A 15404-nucleotide genomic window follows, 5' to 3' on the forward strand; every position below is an offset into this window, starting at 1 on the left:
TAAAACTCTTTTTATACAGCTTATGGAATGAAGGGGGCTGGATTTAAAAAAGGCTGCCTGCCTACAGAATAATCTGCAGGCTGACAGCCTCATGCTTCAATTGTCTTCTAGTGATCGTCAACAACGCCGAGCGCTTTATTCTTCTCTTTGAAGCGGTCATTATGCGAGGACACATAGGCGTATTTAGGCGCTTCCGGGTCCATAAACAGCTTGGCGCTGTTCAGCGCCAGTACCGCATCGGTAAACGTACCGGCGATCAGGCGCACCTTGCTGTCATAATCAACGAAATCTCCGGCGGCAAAAATACCAGGCAGGTTCGTCTCCAGCTTGGGACTGACCTTGGCCCACCATTCGCCCATTTCCAGACCCCACTCACGCAGCGGACCGAAGTCGCTCTTGAGCCCATGGTTCACTATGACTGCATCCACAGCAAACTGCTCGCTCTCACCGGATTCGACATGAGTGATCGTTACCTGATCAATCGTTTCACCGTTGCTGCTGTGCAGCTGGCTTACTGTATAAGGTGTACGTACCTTAACCGACGACGCCTTCATGCGGGAGATATTTTTCTCATGTCCGCCGAACTGGTCTCTTCTATGCACGATTGTCACGCTTGCTGCGATTTTCTCCAGCTCATTCGCCCAGTCTACCGCCGAGTCGCCCCCGCCGGAGATCAGCACATGCTTGCCGCGGTAAGGCTCCAGCTCCTGTACCGTATAGTGAAGGTTAGTCACCTCGTAGCGGTCAGCGCCTTCAATCTCAAGCTTCGCCATCTGCAGAATACCGTAGCCGATAGCCAGAATGATTGTGCGTGTCCAGTGCTGCTCTCCGGTGGCCGACGTCAGGATAAACGTGCCGTCATCCTGGCGCACCTGCTTGATAATCTGCTGTCCGAACACAATAGTTGGCTCGAACGTACGCGCCTGCTCCTCCAGCCGCTTGATCAGGTCGCCGCAGAGCGTAGGGGTAACGCCGCCCACATCCCAGATCATCTTCTCCGGATAGATCAGCATTCTTCCGCCCAGCTCTTCCTTGGCTTCGATCAGCTTGGTCTTCAAATCTCTCATGCCGCTGTAAAAAGCTGTATACATCCCGGCAGGTCCCCCGCCGATTATCGTCACATCATATAATTCCAGTTCCTGATCACTCATGTTATCGCCTCCGGTTAGATGTTGTTCGGGCTCTTTATGACTATGACTTCGTACGTGCCAGCAGATACAAGAAATAGGGTGCGCCGATAACGGCGACGACGATGCCGGTCGGAATCTCCGACGGCTGCAGGATCCAGCGGCCGATGGTATCGGCCGTGATAACCAGCAGAGCGCCCAGCAGAGCTGAGGCCGGCAGCATCAGCTGATGCTTCGGGCCGACCAGGCGCCGGGCCAGATGCGGCCCGACGAGGCCGACAAAGCCGATCCCGCCGCTGACGGCAACGCTGGCGGCAGCAAGGCCGACGGCGGCAGCGAGCAGCTTGAACTGCTCTCTGTTGACATTGGCGCCAAGGCCGACCGCCGTCTGTTCACCCAGATTGAGCACATTCATTACCCGGGCCTTGTAGATGACATAGGGTACCAGAATGACAATCCACGGCAGCAGGGAAAGAACAAACTTCCAGCTGGTTCCCCAGATGCTGCCCGCCAGCCAGGTTGCGACAAACTGATATTTGTCGGGATCCAGCCGCAGCGTAAGTACAATCATCGCTGCACTGATCCCGGCGGCAACGGCAACGCCGGTCAGCAGCAGGCGGATCGGCTTGATGCCCTCATGCCGCTTGTAAGCCAGCACATAGATCAGGGCGGCAGTCAGTCCGGCTCCGACAAAGGCAATGACCGGCAGGAAATAGACCGGGGCCGCATTGGCTGTCGGGTAAAAGGAAACCATCAGCATGACCATCAGTCCGGCACCGGCATTGATGCCAAGAATACCGGGGTCCGCCAGATCATTACGGAAGACGCCTTGCATTACTGCGCCGGAAACAGCCAGCCCGGCACCGATCAGCAGGGAGATGACGATGCGCGGCAGCCGGAAATCGAACAGAATCAGCTCCTGCTTATCCGTGCCCTTTCCCAGCATCGTATTGAACAGCTCCATCGGAGTTAATCTTATGTATCCTGTGTTCACACTAATAATAAAAGCAATAACGATCAGTACAGCTATCGCAGCCAGAATCGCAAGTCCGCGTCTGCGTCTGGAGGATTCGTAGGACATTACGTTTGTTCTCTGCATAACTACAGCTCCCTTCTTTCCTTGCGGGCCAGATACAGGAAGAAAGGCACGCCGATCAGCGCAATAATCGCACCAAATGGAGTCTCATGCTTGGGAATAATCATTCTGGCCGTCAGATCGGCAAGGATGGCGAGCAGACTGCCAAGAACGGCCGAGCAGGGAATAATCCATTTATAATCGACACCAACCAGATAACGTGTCAGATGGGGAATAATCAAGCCGATAAAGCCAACGGCCCCCACAACCGATACTGACGCTCCGGCCAGAATCAGCACAATCATTGCCCCTGCCAGTTTAACCAGCCCTGTACGCTGTCCGAGTCCTCTGGCGACATCCTCACCCAGACTGAGCATGGAAATCGATCTGGACAGGAGAAGTGCACCGATAATCGCTGCGCCAATCCACGGGAACATGATCTTGAGCTGGAACCATTTCGTTCCGGCCACCCCTCCGGCATACCAGAAGGCCAGGTCTTGTCCGATGTTAAAATACAAGGCGATCCCTTCACTGAGCGCCGAGAGCAGCGCACTGAAGGCCGCACCGGCCAGCACCAGTCTGGCAGGCGTCAAGCCGCCTCTGGACAGGGAGCCGATCCCGTAGACAATGCCCGCCCCCATACCTGCACCTATAAAGGAATACATAATCAGGTACATAAACGGCAGCTGCGGGAAAAAAGCAAAACAGACCGCCAGCGCAAAGCCGGCGCCGGAATTAATCCCCATAAGGCCCGAGTCCGCAAGCGGATTACGGGTCATCCCCTGCATAATAGCGCCTGCAACGGCGAAGCTTGCGCCAACCATCGCAGCGCCGAGCACCCTCGGCATCCGCAGCTCACGTATAATCTGATGATCCGTCAGGTCCGGATTAAAATGAAACACAGCGGTCCATACCACTGACAGCTTGATATCCGCCGCTCCAAACGATACTGAAACTGCAATAGCGAATACCAGGGCAATCAGACCGCCGATCAAAATCAGCGTTGCCGCCCACGGGCGTGAACGAAACTTCACGTGATCCGCAGTCCGGATCTGCCCTTTGCTGGCAGTTGCCTGTTGATTCATGAATCTCTCACCCATTCTCTTGAAATTGATTCTCATTATCATTATAGTATTGTAAAATAGATTGTCATGGTTTGGCAATGGACAAATCCAAAATTCTGCCAAAAATAAATCTATTGCCAAGACCTTTAAGCGTAAAGCGGCATATTAAAACAGCCCCGTTATTCCCCGGAGCTGAGAATAACAGGACTGCGTGAAGGAAAAACATCTTATACATTTTGCAGGGAGCCGCCGAATATCTTGCGGATTAAGCCCTGCATTTTGCCGATATGCGGGACAAAAGGACTTTTATCATATACATAGCCCGACTGGGTCACCAGCTGCGAATATACCAGGAACAGCTGCGCCGCCAGCTGTCTGTCAATCTGCTGCTCCTCGCGGATCAGCAGCTCTACTTCTTCAAGCAAGGCATACAGCCCGGCAAAAGCAGGCTCATTAATGATTTTCCGGCGCAGCGGCCCCATGATATCGGTTACAAGTGCATCGACGGACTCCGTAAGAGTCTTAATCTTCTCATCCATTCGCAAACCTCCTGCTGCTATAGAGTAGATGATGGCTTATACCATTCTATGTACACTATTAGCAGAGCAGACCTTGTTCTGCCCCTGTCTATCCTCTCCGGACTATGCGTTACCTTGTATATTGTTCATACTCTTCCCTGGCGCTGCGTCCGCTGCCCGGTCCGTCATACATATACTCGTCATTCTTCAATTTATAAATGGCCCCCATACCGCCAAACACAAACAGCAGCAGGATCATAAGGCTGTAGGCATAATTAAATTGACCGATATAAAAGCATACTCCTATTGAAATGATGAGCAATAGCAGCAGCCCAAGCCCGATTCTGGACAGTATTTTTTTCACAGCCATGACCTCCGTTTTTTTACTAACCATAACATGCAAAAAGAGAAAATATTGTCGAAATCTGTACATGGCCGCCTGAAAATATGGATGGGAACCGTTAGGGTCTGTTGCTACGCAGCTTCATTGTGCGTTGTGTCCATCCCTAATTCTGCCAGCATGCGTTTTGTGTATCTCCGCGTGTACAGCAGATAAAACAGCAGCTGGAGCAGGATAAACAAGACGCTGACAATCAGGGCAGTTAAAATAATCATGATGACGCCAGGAGCAGCTTTTGCTTCCAGCCTAGCCGTGAGGCTGCTGAAAATGAATCCGGAAGTCCCTGCAGCAAGCACATACGGCAGAAAAAAGATTAGTCTGAGCGGACGCTTCATCTGCTGTACTGCTTCTTTCGCAGTCATCCCGATCCTGTTCAGCCTCCGGTATTTGCGCTGTTCCGCTTCAAGCTCGCCCAATATGCCGGAATGCAGTACTACGCAGGATGAAACATAAAAGATCAGGCCGACAAAGCTCATTATGACCAGACCGAATATCCCAGACTGCTTCCACTCCTCATATTCCGCAAATCTGGAGCTGGTTTTAAACGCAAACTCCTCAAGCTTGGCCGTATTATACCAGGCCTCGGTATGCTCCCGGTTATAAGCAGCCAGCGCCTCATTCAGCCTGCTGTTCACATCGCCGGTCTTGCGCCAGTCAGCAAATTGCAGCAGATGAATTTGTCCCAGACCGTTCCGGATATCCGCTTTAATGAATTCATAATCGGCAGGGTTCACAATCAGAAAATGGTATCCCATAACCGGAATCATATTAAACAGCATCCGTTCTACTGTACCGGCCGAAACCAGATGCAGCTTACCGGAGAGTACCGATGCATCATAATCTGCAAAGGACTCGTTGACCTGGTTATATCCGTTTTTGTCCGAGACGAGGAACAAATTCAGAAAGCTTCCGCGCTTCACCTGATAATCCGTGCCGGTAACAGCATTAAGCAGCCCGGAGGAAAGAATCTTCGGATGCGGCATATTGAGCACTTCCAGTGTCTGAGAGGATAGAAGCTCTGTCTTGGAGGAGCCGGTTATACTCTGCAATGTCAGCGGGGAGATGGCATTTTTGCCGTACAGCTCGGCATAAGCGATACCGTAAGGATTATTATCTGCTGCACTATCCCATGACCGGAAATAAAGGTCCAGCATCAGACTGCCCAGAAATATAGCAATCGTCATCAGCAGCGTAATCAAAAAGCTGATGTTGCGGAAGCGGACAAAGCTGTGCTTGAGGTCGGAAATAAACAGCAAATTTTTGTATCTCCGTGGCGTTTTCCGTTCCTGTGAAGCGGCCGTCCATGCTCCCAGACCAGTAAGCAGCAGGTAGAGCGCAGGCCAGCACAGCAGCATACTGAGCTGAAACACCCATTCAGCGTTAATGAACCAGCCGGATAACAGGCAGGCTGCCAGCAGCAGCACACCGGTCAGACCGGGAAGTTTACCGCGCAGCAGCGGACGATCAGCGCTTCGAACGGATTTGAGCAGGGAAAGAATGCCGGGCTGAAGCGCGGACAGCACACTGACGGTAATGACCAGCATATAGAGAACTCCAAAAAATAAGGCAGTGTCCAGATAACTCTCCCGCGAGAAGGTCAGCGGTATGCTGCCCAAGTCGACAATCCGGCCAATGAGCAGATAAAAGATTTTCATAAACAAACTGCCTGACAGGAACCCTGCCGCCATTGAGCTTAGTGCAAGCAGGACATTCTCCATTAGAATCAGCCTGCAGATATTTCTGCGGGTCATTCCCAGCACCATAAAAAGCCCGAACTCGGCTTTGCGGGACTTCATTAATGAGGACTGCGCATACAGCAGAAAGAGCACGGCGAACAGCATCAGCGCTGACCGCGGTGCCATCAGATTACTGGATATTCTGCCATTCAGCAGAGACGGATCATTAAAGCCCGGATTGGTATAGAGCGTATTGAAGGTAAACAGAATCATAATACTGAAGCTGCTGCACAGAAAATAGAGCAGGTACTTACGGAAATTGGCTTTGAACATCCGCAGCAGAATCCTGTTAAAAGTCATCTTCCCCGCCTCCTATGAACGCCAGACTGTCCAGAATGGTTCCGAAAAAGGCTTTTCGCGTAGCTCCCTGCTCTCTGCTGATCTCTAGGCCGATCTCCCCGTCCTTAATAAATACGACCCTGCTGCAATAGCTCGCGGCAAAAGGGTCATGAGTAACCATTACAAGGGTCACCTGCTGATTCCTGTTAAGACCGGCTAAAGTCCGCATCACCGTGCCTGCCGATTTGGAATCCAGATTGCCGGTAGGCTCGTCTGCAAACACAATTTCCGGTCCGTTAATAATGGCCCGTGCAATAGCTGCCCGCTGCTGCTGGCCGCCGGATACGGTATACGGGTACTTGTCCTGGACTTCAGCGAGTTCGAACAGCGTGAGCATGTCCGCCATCTTTGCTTCGATCTCCCCCGGCTCCAGCTCATCCAGCACCAGAGGCAGCATCATATTATCCCGCAGAGTCAAACTGTCCAGCAGATTATAATCCTGAAAAACAAACCCCATTCTCTGCCGCCGCAGCAGCGCCAGCTGATCCTTTTTCATACGGCTGAGGCTGCTGCCGGCAAGCTGAACCGAGCCGCTATACTCTGTATCAATGCCGCTCAGAATATTAAGAAGTGTCGTCTTCCCGCTGCCCGACGGCCCCATCACCGCCACGAACTCCCCGTTCTCCACCGTAAAGTTCAGCCCGTTTAATGCCGGGAACAGATTGCTTTTGCCCTTACCTTTATATTGCTTCACCAGATTCTGTACGGTCAGTATCGCCATACCGTTAGCACCCCGTCTGCAGCGGATTTGGAGCATGCGTGTGATTTGAAGTAACTTTGCTGGCTGCTTGCGCTTAGTGGCTCGATAGCCTGCTGGCTCACTACTTCACAATCCGCGCTCCAAACCTACTATAAATCCATCAGCAGGAAGAATATGTATAATTTTTCACAAGGTAGAGTGTTGCGCACATGAGAACATTAACTTAACTGCACTCTGTACAACTATTCCGGCCCATTTTCGCATAATCAGCACAATAGCTGCACTCCATACAACTAAAGTCAGCAAATCCCCTCCAATCACCAATAATCGCTGAATATAGCTGCACAAAGTACATCTAAACTCTATTTAGTCTGAAAAAGGCCGGATTTAGATGTACAAAGTGCAGTTATTCCCATACGCACACTCCTCAGCCACCCGCCGCAATAAAAAACCTTGAAGGAATAATTCCCCCAAGGTCAAAAGGTCAAGCAAGTCTTATTTAAATTCTGTTTTGCAAACATTATCTTTGCGTTCAATCAATCCATCATAGCTGGCCAATAAATTAAAATCATCCACATCAAAGACTCTATTCGGTGAACTTTTTTGTCATCGCTAAAATGTAATTATTCACGGCCGCTCTCACCCAGCCGCACACTATAGCTCCTATACCCGTCCTCACTAATCTCCAGGCAGTTCATCTGCTCGCCGTAGGCGCAGCCGCCGTCTATGCCGATTTTGTCGCCATGGGGGCTGAACCAGAGGCCGGGGTCGTCCTGGAGCTCGAAGGTTGAGGTGTGGCCGAACACCACGGTTTTACTGGTACTCGTTACCGGATGATTGTAGAACGGTTCCCTGATCCAGATAAAATCATAATCCTTCTGCGTCCGCCAGTCCGCCAGCGCCGGGTCGATTCCAGCGTGAACAAACAGATGGTCTTCCGTCTCATGATACAGCGGCAGTGAGCTCAAAAAATCCAGATGCTGCTTGTACGCCTGCCTGATCCAATGCTTGATCCGGATATACTCCGCCCAGCCCAAATCCTGCTGCACAAAATCCGCATCCGCTCCTACATAGCTCGCCAGGGTATGAAACCCGCCGTTGTTCAGCCAATGCAGGTCGAGCTTGTCCTCATCGTCACTGAGCAGCGCGTCACAGGCCATTTTGTCATGATTGCCCTTCAGTACAACTGCACCATACTCTGCTTGGAGGGACATCACCTGCTCCACTATAGCTTTGCTGTTCGGCCCCCGGTCCACATAATCGCCGATAAGCACCAGCTTGTCCCGTTCCGGGACATAGTCTGCTTTTCGCAAAACCGCGTTAAATTCCCGGTAACAGCCATGAATATCGCTAATCACTAAGGTTCTGATGATCTTCTCCTCCTTCCGGTAAATATCAGAACCTTATTATAGCATCAAAAGCTAACCTCGCACGGGTCTTTGCACAGCGCTGTCCCACCGCCAAGGCACCGAACGGCCATGCAGATGCAGCCCGCCATACCACACATCAATCCCCTGCGCTGCCACCCGGTCCGCTGTACCCTCCTGCACCTGCCAGCCAAGCTTGGTCACCGTTACTTTGCGGTTCAGAAAATCCGGTACCTGCCTGAAATCCCAATTGTCCACAGCCTCCGTACCCTCAACCTGCAGCAGCGGATTCGACCCTTGCACCATTTCCCGCAGATACAGCCAATACTCCAGATCGCCCATACCCAGCATATGCAGCTCGTCCGTCACCTGCCGGAACAGCTTCATTGGTGTGTCCGCTCCGCTGCACAGCTTGAGTAAAGTCGTCTGCTCGACGATACCCAGCCCGTTCTCCACAGATGGCAGACGCGACAGATGAGCCTGGAATGCAGTATAGGCAAAAGGGAGCGCGGATGATGCCAGCTGTTCTTTTTTCAGCTCAAGCAGGTCAGCCATTTGTTCGGGATCTGCTGCAGTATAAGCCTGCCACAGCTCGCTGCCCAGCTCCAGCTCCTCAGCTCCGATACTCCGCCATGTCCCGTTCAACGTACTAAGCTGCTCCGGAGTCAGCTGGCCGAGACCATGAAAGAGCTCTATTCCGGGAAATTCCCCGATGCAAAGGAGGCTGAGTCTGGTCTTGCCAAGCCTTTGCCCCTTGAACCAGTGCAGCAGATAGGCCAGCATGCTCTGATCAAAAAGATCATGCTCAAACCACAGCACCACTTCCTCATAGCGGCTGAAGCTGCGCAGCTTCCCCTCCTGCTCTGCGCAGGCTGCAATGTATTCTGCTGAAGGAATGCCCATTGATTGTTCGAGTGTTTTGGCACGGAAGGCACGCTCCTGGTCTCCACCATGATTCTCTATATTCGGCCCTGCCGAATATATCTCGCGCCAAACCAGTACATCCCCCTGCACAATGCCCTGCTTCAGCATATTCCCTACACTATCTCCGTTCACAATATGCAGCATGTTCCTGCCCCCTTCATATAAGCTGTTGAACACGGAAGCCAGGTCAATGACCGGCAGTGCCCCGCGGAGCTTGCGCCGTGCGTCGAATAGCCGCTTTTTGAGCGCGGATTGCGGAATGTCCAGGTATGCGGAAATTTCCTGCAGGGAATAGCCGTAAAAATAAAACAGCTGCAGCGGCACCCGCAGACGCTCGCTCAGTTCCGCCACCGATTGCTGGAGAATGCGCGCGCCCTCTTTTTGCTCGGCTAGCTCTGCTACAGTTTGTGACCCGTCCATCAGATGGGATGCCTCTTCCAGCGGAATGCTGGCATGCCGTTTGCGCCGCAGCGCCCGCTGGCACTGTCTGACGACAATCGTCTTGAACCATCCCGGGAAGGCTGCCGGCTGATCCAGCTTACCAATATGCGTATAAGCTTCCAGGAACGCCTCCTGCACGGCATCCTCCGCCAAATGCATATCCTTCAGCCTATCATATGCCACCGCAAACGCCATCCCGCGAAAATGCGCCGCCAGCCGCCCGAACGCCTCCGTATCCCCTTGCTGTGCTTCCTCAATCCACCGCGTCTCCATGCCTGCCGGACCTCTTTTCACATGTTCTTATTTATAAGTGCCTTCCGGGCGGGAAAAGGTTACTTTGTGTTTGATTAAATGTAGCATACGGATTGTGATGGGCAAAATGGCATGCGAAGGGACCCGGGGATCGGGGATGTGCTGCGGTAATGGTCAGAGGTTTGTATCGTGGAGGGTGCCGTTAATATTTCTGCGTTTAAATGCTGCTGCTTCATTATGAAATGCTCTTCCGGAAAAAAGGGTCTCTAACTCGGCTACATGCTGCGGATCAATCCGGTCAGCTTTCAAACAGACTATAACGATGCTCTCCAATGCTAAAAAGGTATACTGCCGGTAGCTAGAGGAAAGCTCATCCAGCAGTCGCCGGCTCAGGTATGCGGATTGTTGACATTCGTCTCTGACTTTATCATTGAAGTACTTCCAGGTAATATGTTCTTTAGCGGAGAAATTAAAAGATAATGAAGGCAATAATTCGTAGAGTCTTACTAACTGAGTTTTATTTAAATGGCCATGTAATTCGGCTTGCTCCCCTATTTCTAATAAAGAAATTAGTCTGTTAAGTTGGTTTGTCAGTTCCTCTTCTTTTAAAGAATGGTCCTCTAAAAGAGGCTCAATTTGTGTTAGAATCGTTTCGTTCATTCGTACTTCCTTACTCCTTTCTTTCTAAAATCCCCCTAACCTGCCGCTCCAGCTCCGATTCCTCTTCACCGGGATTTCTATCTGTGACCATGTACAAGTTATTATGTATAACCTCTGTAACTTCTGCGTCAAAATAGGCTTCCTTAAACCTTTCAAGCAAAGCCTCACGCTCATCAGCCAAATCCTGCGCATTCTCAAACTCATACACATGCAGGGTCTGGTAGGTGAGAGGGAAAATAAATGTTACTTGTGCAATTGCAGATTGGCTTTTAATTGTGGAAGGGTTCGCGGCACTGGCTTCAGTAAAAGTCATTTTATGTTTAATCAGCAGATTGGTAACATCGCTCAAGCTCATCCGTTCTTCCTCGGCTGATGGCTGGCTCAATTGACAGGAGGTTAGTAGAATCAGGGTTAGGACAAGCGTACTGAGAGTTACGAACACTTTTTTCATAGCGCTATCTCTTCCTCCTTTTCCTCTAAATCCGGTCCTTCAAAATATTTAATATGTAGTGTGTTGTTTACGATATCCGCCTGATACACTGCATTTGAGGGCACGGCTGTCTCGGAAAAATCCCTGATAAATTCCCTGTACATTTTAGAAGCGTCGAACATATCCCGGTAGATCAGCTTTCGCTCATCATGTACATACAAAATATTAGTATCCTCAGTCAGAATCGGATTGTAGTAAGTATCAGAAATTTGCGTATTCTCTGTATCAAAATAAAACACATACCTGCTTGGACTGCCCAGGCTCAACGTAATTTGAATCAAATGGGAACCCCGTAACTCGGTCGTCGGTTCTACCGGATACTCTGCTTCGAAAATGGGCTGATGCTGCTTTTAGAAGGTTATGTAACATCTTTTTTTCCTCATATAGGTTATTTTCTTCTTCAATTTCCGGGAAATGCTCTAGACCCCAATCAACGGAGATATATCAACGGAATGTGTTAGCAGAAGCTGATAAATCAAACCAAAAATGAACAGAAGCAGGAATGAAATTAATACGTATTTTAAGACAAGAAGTTTAGCTATGTGATGGGGCATCTTTTTAACGGAGATATTGTACATACTGTTTCCTGCAATTATCATTAAACATAACGCAATTAGTTTGAACGGAAGCAGGTAATACCAATGAGGAACACCTGTGACCCATATGGATAGGCAATATCCAAAAGAATAAACAGGAACATAATATTTAAGCCTCTCCTTAATTCCTCTCACCTCCGTTACTCCTGCCCTGTTTGTAATCCCTCTTAAAACTACCTCTCCACATCAAAATAAAGAACATCCCGCTTCTGATCAAAATAAAAATGGCCTATGTAGCTGGAGCTTTTGATATAGGCATCAAAATCATCACTGCTGCTCCAATGCGGCGGCCTGCCTTTAAAATCATACTGCAGTTGTGGAGTGATCCGCTCGTGCTCCCATGTATAGTTCTGTTTTAATGCTGCCGCTTCCGCCCGGCTCAAAAACACATACCCTCTCATCGAATAATTAGTCGGCCCAAAATCACCGCCAACGGTGCTCCCGCTCCAATAGACTTTATCAATGCCTGTCAGATTGGGGAACCGCTCACGAATGGGTTTAATATCTGTCCTATAGCTAATCTCGGCATGGCCCGAGGAATACCCGGAGTACAGTGAAATACCAAGAAGCAGAACGAGAATAACACTTAGTGAGATCAGCTTTTGCATCGTGGGTGCTTTTAAATTCAGAGCTCTCTGCCTCCTTTTTCAGGTAAGTTATGCCTCATCATGGATCTCTTGTATCAGACAAAGCAGCATCTCCCTGGCACGTTCATGATCCTCCAGTTCGGCAGAAATCGCCGGATAATCAGACAAGCTTGGCTGTATAAAAGCATACGCCGGATAGCGCTCAAAAAAGCTTTTTTGCAAAAGCTTCAGCTGCCTCACAGGAATCTCGGGAATGGAGCTATGCATAACATAACTGACCGTTCCGGCGATTAGTGCACAATATTCACTAAAGTCTCCGTCAAACCATCCCTCTTTTAAATGTGCAAAGGCTTCTGCAAAATCCTCCTTTAGACGTGCTGAGTCATGAAAAGGAAAAGAGCGATGTAACGTTTTATAGAGCAGTGCCAGTTCTTTACTAGCTGCTGATTGGTCTGTCATACCGGACTCCTCTCTAAATCCCCATACACGCGGCTCCTCCAGTAAAAGCCAGCCATTAACCTCATCATATCCGCTGACAGTTGCTTCAACTAACAAGCCTTTATGTATACTGTGGTTCCTCGAGTGTGCAGCACATTCGTCATAGTTGGCAAGTCCAAGGGCTTTAGTATCCGGTATGCTTACAATAACTCCATGCGGATATAGCACTTCTAGATAGCCAAATATTGTGGTGCCCTGTGTAAAGGTACGTTTGGTTTCGAGCCAATCCGGCAGCTGCTCTTTAGTTAGTTCATCCCAGACTGCCTCGAATGCAGCTTTGGGGATAGGCTCCAGTTCAGGATCGTCCAAAGACAATTCTCCCTCAGCCAGGAAAAAAACATCTTTTTTCACATTAGAAATCCTGCTCGCCTTGCCCTCTTCCAAAAGCATTTGTCTATAGACTACGCCCTCTTCATCTGCTTCAAAGTACCATTGTTGACCGTCTGAATACAGCAGCAAGTAGATCATAGCAGCCCCGCTTCAGCGTCTATTTCGAGCAACTCTCCAAACATCTGCTCAATTAAGTCCCTACGTTCTTCTAATTTAAGCGTCCCCGGATCAAAATTAACCCGTACCGCTGATGCTTCACAGTCCAAAGCTTCAACAGCTTCTTCGTCCAGATATATTTCGATTGAGCCTGCTTTAAGCAACACTTTTTCGATTCCGCCATACTGCGATTGTGATTCATCGTTGTAAGTAATATGGATTTTATCAAAACCCAGCGCCAGGTCCTGCTCATCCGGGTGCATGGTTTTTTGGAGAAGGATATACGCTTGAGGGTCAAACTGATCATCAGCGAAGCCTATCATTAGAACATCATTCTCATCATCAACCTGTGCATAAATAAAATTCCCAGTAAATGTGCTCATCCTATCTGCCTCCCGGGTTCCCAGTTTATTCAACTAAAAATGTCATTGTAAATAATTTCAACATCCATACAGGATAACCCTTCTCTTGGACGGATTTATAGTCAGAATAGGGTGAATGAGGGTGTAAGTATGCATAAAAAGAGCAGCGTTTCTCCGTTTCCGGGGTACACTGCTCTGATATAACAACATTAAATTAATGATTCGGCTCCGTTTCCAGCCTTTTTCTGATAAAAGCAGCACATTCTTGTACCAGCTCGTGTAGTTGTTCCGGCGCATTAGAGGTTCTTTTTATAAATAGCACCTTGCTGTAACGGGTCAAATCCCTCAGGCCAAATAGTCAATTCATCGAAAAAAGCTCCTTGCAGGCTCGCACAATCTAACTCAATACATCTGAGTACAGCGCCAAACAGCATCGTACCTTGAAAATCAGCATCTCTAACATCTGCGCCGGTTAAATCTGCTTTTATCAAACTTGCATTTTTGAAGACAGTGTAGTGACATGTTGTATTCATTAAGTTGGCACCGTCCAAAACCGCATTGCTCATTTCACACATAATCAGTGAGGCCTCAAAAAGATCCGCTTGTGAAAGGTTGGCGCCGTCAAGATCAGCATTTCTTAAACTTGTTTTACGAAGACTCGATCTCATTAAATCGTAATTGTTCAAAATCGCCCTGTGTAAATCATAGCCATCTAAGTTTGCTTCAACAAGTGAGTCTGCATTTACGATAATTGGATTTTCGTTAGCTAATGTATGTATTTTTACTATGTTCCCCTCCTCCTTTGACTCACTCTGCCGAGTTCATCCGCAATAGTCTCTTGCACTAACTTATAAGTTTTATTATCCAGTGTTAAAAGCCGCAAAAGCACACGCATCGTCTGCCGGAAGCTCACCGGACTTGATCCAACTTCGCCATGGGCCCCGGTATGAATCGCAATCGTTCCAGATGGCAGCAGATAAGACGGATCTTTAGATAACATATGTATTTCATCGAGCATTGCAGCAATATATTCCTGCGGAATTCCGCGTCTGACTACCTCTGGCTGTAAGGCAATCACATCTTCAATGATCTCATCATCGTTGCAGCCGATCCCGGCTTGAACTACCAGTTCGCCAGCATCAGACGGAAAATATGAAATTCCAATACAGGCATAATTACTAATCATCCGGGCAGCTAGCACGAGCTCTACTGTGAGTATGGAATGCTTTTTACATGTATAGTTTATCAAAGGAAAAGCGCGCTCGATCCTCTCCTTCACTGGGTACGGGGCAAATGGGAGTTCATCCAGCCAAACTCGGGCACTCCGATAACTGCCAAGGTCGTTGAAGTTCATCAGCATCATGGGTTCCTCCGGGATGTTGTTGTATATGGTCAATCCGGTTCTTGGCTGTAACCCCCTCTGTTAATCAGCAGTTCCTCAAAATCACACGAGGCCACTGCCTTATAACCTCTATTCCATAATCCTTCGAGCAGAAGTGATATTGTAGTAATGTATGTTTCTGTGCGCACACCTTTACTCGGTTCGATCTCGACTAAATATTTTGAGAACAAAAATCCGTCAGGGGCCACTTTCCTTCTCTGCTCATGGAAATAATCATTTCTAATTACATCGAGATCACAAATCCCATGGACTAAACTCGAATACGGCCCCGGTTGGCCTCCAATAACTCTGCTAATATCAGACAATATGATAGCTCTATCAAGATCAGTGTCCAAATATATTTTGCAAAAAAGATTTAAGTTGTCATGTGGCATCTTTGC

General features: G+C 49.0%; 17 protein-coding genes. All 17 read right to left on the reverse strand.

Features of this window, described 5'->3' with window-relative positions:
- Nucleotides 1–107 precede the first annotated feature (107 nt).
- The 17 genes from NST84_RS19920 to NST84_RS20000 all read right to left on the reverse strand — a co-directional run bounded on the left by NST84_RS19920 (nucleotide 108) and on the right by NST84_RS20000 (nucleotide 14985).
- Nucleotides 108–1151, reverse strand: coding sequence for an NAD(P)/FAD-dependent oxidoreductase (locus NST84_RS19920; RefSeq protein ID WP_342561897.1), 1044 nt, complete (start codon nucleotides 1149–1151; stop codon nucleotides 108–110).
- 40 nt (nucleotides 1152–1191) lie between these two features.
- A complete protein-coding gene (locus tag NST84_RS19925; protein ID WP_342561898.1) occupies nucleotides 1192–2226 on the reverse strand; it encodes an iron ABC transporter permease in 1035 nt (344 codons plus the stop codon).
- 2 nt (nucleotides 2227–2228) lie between these two features.
- Nucleotides 2229–3287: an iron ABC transporter permease gene (locus NST84_RS19930; RefSeq protein WP_342561899.1), complete on the reverse strand. Its 1059-nt coding sequence runs from the start codon at nucleotides 3285–3287 to the stop codon at nucleotides 2229–2231.
- 206 nt (nucleotides 3288–3493) lie between these two features.
- On the reverse strand, nucleotides 3494–3805 hold the full coding sequence (locus NST84_RS19935) for a hypothetical protein (RefSeq protein ID WP_342561900.1): 312 nt from the start codon (nucleotides 3803–3805) through the stop codon (nucleotides 3494–3496).
- A 109-nt stretch (nucleotides 3806–3914) separates the two neighbouring features.
- Nucleotides 3915–4148: a hypothetical protein gene (locus NST84_RS19940; protein ID WP_342561901.1), complete on the reverse strand. Its 234-nt coding sequence runs from the start codon at nucleotides 4146–4148 to the stop codon at nucleotides 3915–3917.
- 110 nt (nucleotides 4149–4258) lie between these two features.
- Nucleotides 4259–6220: an ABC transporter permease gene (locus NST84_RS19945; RefSeq protein ID WP_342561902.1), complete on the reverse strand. Its 1962-nt coding sequence runs from the start codon at nucleotides 6218–6220 to the stop codon at nucleotides 4259–4261.
- A complete protein-coding gene (locus NST84_RS19950; protein ID WP_342561903.1) occupies nucleotides 6210–7016 on the reverse strand; it encodes an ABC transporter ATP-binding protein in 807 nt (268 codons plus the stop codon). The genes NST84_RS19945 and NST84_RS19950 overlap by 11 nt, the downstream gene beginning before the upstream one ends.
- Nucleotides 7017–7582: 566 nt before the next feature.
- Complete coding sequence (locus NST84_RS19955) at nucleotides 7583–8317, reverse strand: metallophosphoesterase family protein (RefSeq protein WP_342561904.1); 735 nt, start codon at nucleotides 8315–8317, stop codon at nucleotides 7583–7585.
- Nucleotides 8318–8380: 63 nt separating this feature from the next.
- A complete protein-coding gene (locus tag NST84_RS19960; RefSeq protein ID WP_342561905.1) occupies nucleotides 8381–9964 on the reverse strand; it encodes a sigma-70 family RNA polymerase sigma factor in 1584 nt (527 codons plus the stop codon).
- Nucleotides 9965–10117: 153 nt separating this feature from the next.
- Nucleotides 10118–10603: a hypothetical protein gene (locus NST84_RS19965; protein ID WP_342561906.1), complete on the reverse strand. Its 486-nt coding sequence runs from the start codon at nucleotides 10601–10603 to the stop codon at nucleotides 10118–10120.
- 10 nt (nucleotides 10604–10613) lie between these two features.
- Nucleotides 10614–11054 (reverse strand): hypothetical protein, encoded by a 441-nt coding sequence (locus NST84_RS19970; RefSeq protein WP_342561907.1) that lies wholly within the window; start codon nucleotides 11052–11054, stop codon nucleotides 10614–10616.
- Nucleotides 11051–11374 (reverse strand): hypothetical protein, encoded by a 324-nt coding sequence (locus NST84_RS19975; protein WP_342561908.1) that lies wholly within the window; start codon nucleotides 11372–11374, stop codon nucleotides 11051–11053. Before NST84_RS19975 ends, NST84_RS19970 begins: the two co-directional genes overlap by 4 nt.
- 488 nt (nucleotides 11375–11862) lie before the next feature.
- A complete protein-coding gene (locus NST84_RS19980) occupies nucleotides 11863–12297 on the reverse strand; it encodes a hypothetical protein (RefSeq protein WP_342561909.1) in 435 nt (144 codons plus the stop codon).
- Between the two features lie 48 nt (nucleotides 12298–12345).
- Nucleotides 12346–13242 carry a YxiJ family protein gene (locus NST84_RS19985; protein WP_342561910.1) on the reverse strand — a complete coding sequence of 299 codons (897 nt, stop codon included), beginning with the start codon at nucleotides 13240–13242 and terminating at the stop codon, nucleotides 12346–12348.
- Nucleotides 13239–13643: an Imm10 family immunity protein gene (locus NST84_RS19990; RefSeq protein WP_342561911.1), complete on the reverse strand. Its 405-nt coding sequence runs from the start codon at nucleotides 13641–13643 to the stop codon at nucleotides 13239–13241. Before NST84_RS19990 ends, NST84_RS19985 begins: the two co-directional genes overlap by 4 nt.
- Before the next feature lie 275 nt (nucleotides 13644–13918).
- Entirely contained in the window at nucleotides 13919–14410 is a 492-nt protein-coding gene (locus NST84_RS19995) for a pentapeptide repeat-containing protein (RefSeq protein ID WP_342566477.1), read from the reverse strand.
- Entirely contained in the window at nucleotides 14407–14985 is a 579-nt protein-coding gene (locus NST84_RS20000; protein ID WP_342561912.1) for a hypothetical protein, read from the reverse strand. Before NST84_RS20000 ends, NST84_RS19995 begins: the two co-directional genes overlap by 4 nt.
- Between the last annotated feature and the right edge of the window lie 419 nt (nucleotides 14986–15404).

Origin of the sequence: Paenibacillus sp. FSL R7-0345, from assembly GCF_038595055.1 — a bacterium.
GTDB lineage: Bacteria > Bacillota > Bacilli > Paenibacillales > Paenibacillaceae > Paenibacillus_AQ.

Excerpts from the sequence above, each read along its gene's own strand:
- NST84_RS19990 (WP_342561911.1), bottom strand. The coding sequence starts at position 13,643 with ATGAGCACATTTACTGGGAATTTTATTTATGCACAGGTTGATGATGAG.
- NST84_RS19980 (WP_342561909.1), bottom strand. The coding sequence starts at position 12,297 with ATGCAAAAGCTGATCTCACTAAGTGTTATTCTCGTTCTGCTTCTTGGT.
- NST84_RS19930 (WP_342561899.1), bottom strand. The coding sequence starts at position 3,287 with ATGAATCAACAGGCAACTGCCAGCAAAGGGCAGATCCGGACTGCGGAT.
- NST84_RS19960 (WP_342561905.1), bottom strand. The coding sequence starts at position 9,964 with ATGGAGACGCGGTGGATTGAGGAAGCACAGCAAGGGGATACGGAGGCG.
- NST84_RS19970 (WP_342561907.1), bottom strand. The coding sequence starts at position 11,054 with ATGAAAAAAGTGTTCGTAACTCTCAGTACGCTTGTCCTAACCCTGATT.
- NST84_RS19985 (WP_342561910.1), bottom strand. The coding sequence starts at position 13,242 with ATGATCTACTTGCTGCTGTATTCAGACGGTCAACAATGGTACTTTGAA.
- NST84_RS19965 (WP_342561906.1), bottom strand. The coding sequence starts at position 10,603 with ATGAACGAAACGATTCTAACACAAATTGAGCCTCTTTTAGAGGACCAT.
- NST84_RS19925 (WP_342561898.1), bottom strand. The coding sequence starts at position 2,226 with ATGCAGAGAACAAACGTAATGTCCTACGAATCCTCCAGACGCAGACGC.
- NST84_RS19950 (WP_342561903.1), bottom strand. The coding sequence starts at position 7,016 with ATGCTCCAAATCCGCTGCAGACGGGGTGCTAACGGTATGGCGATACTG.
- NST84_RS19920 (WP_342561897.1), bottom strand. The coding sequence starts at position 1,151 with ATGAGTGATCAGGAACTGGAATTATATGATGTGACGATAATCGGCGGG.
- NST84_RS20000 (WP_342561912.1), bottom strand. The coding sequence starts at position 14,985 with ATGATGCTGATGAACTTCAACGACCTTGGCAGTTATCGGAGTGCCCGA.
- NST84_RS19935 (WP_342561900.1), bottom strand. The coding sequence starts at position 3,805 with ATGGATGAGAAGATTAAGACTCTTACGGAGTCCGTCGATGCACTTGTA.
- NST84_RS19945 (WP_342561902.1), bottom strand. The coding sequence starts at position 6,220 with ATGACTTTTAACAGGATTCTGCTGCGGATGTTCAAAGCCAATTTCCGT.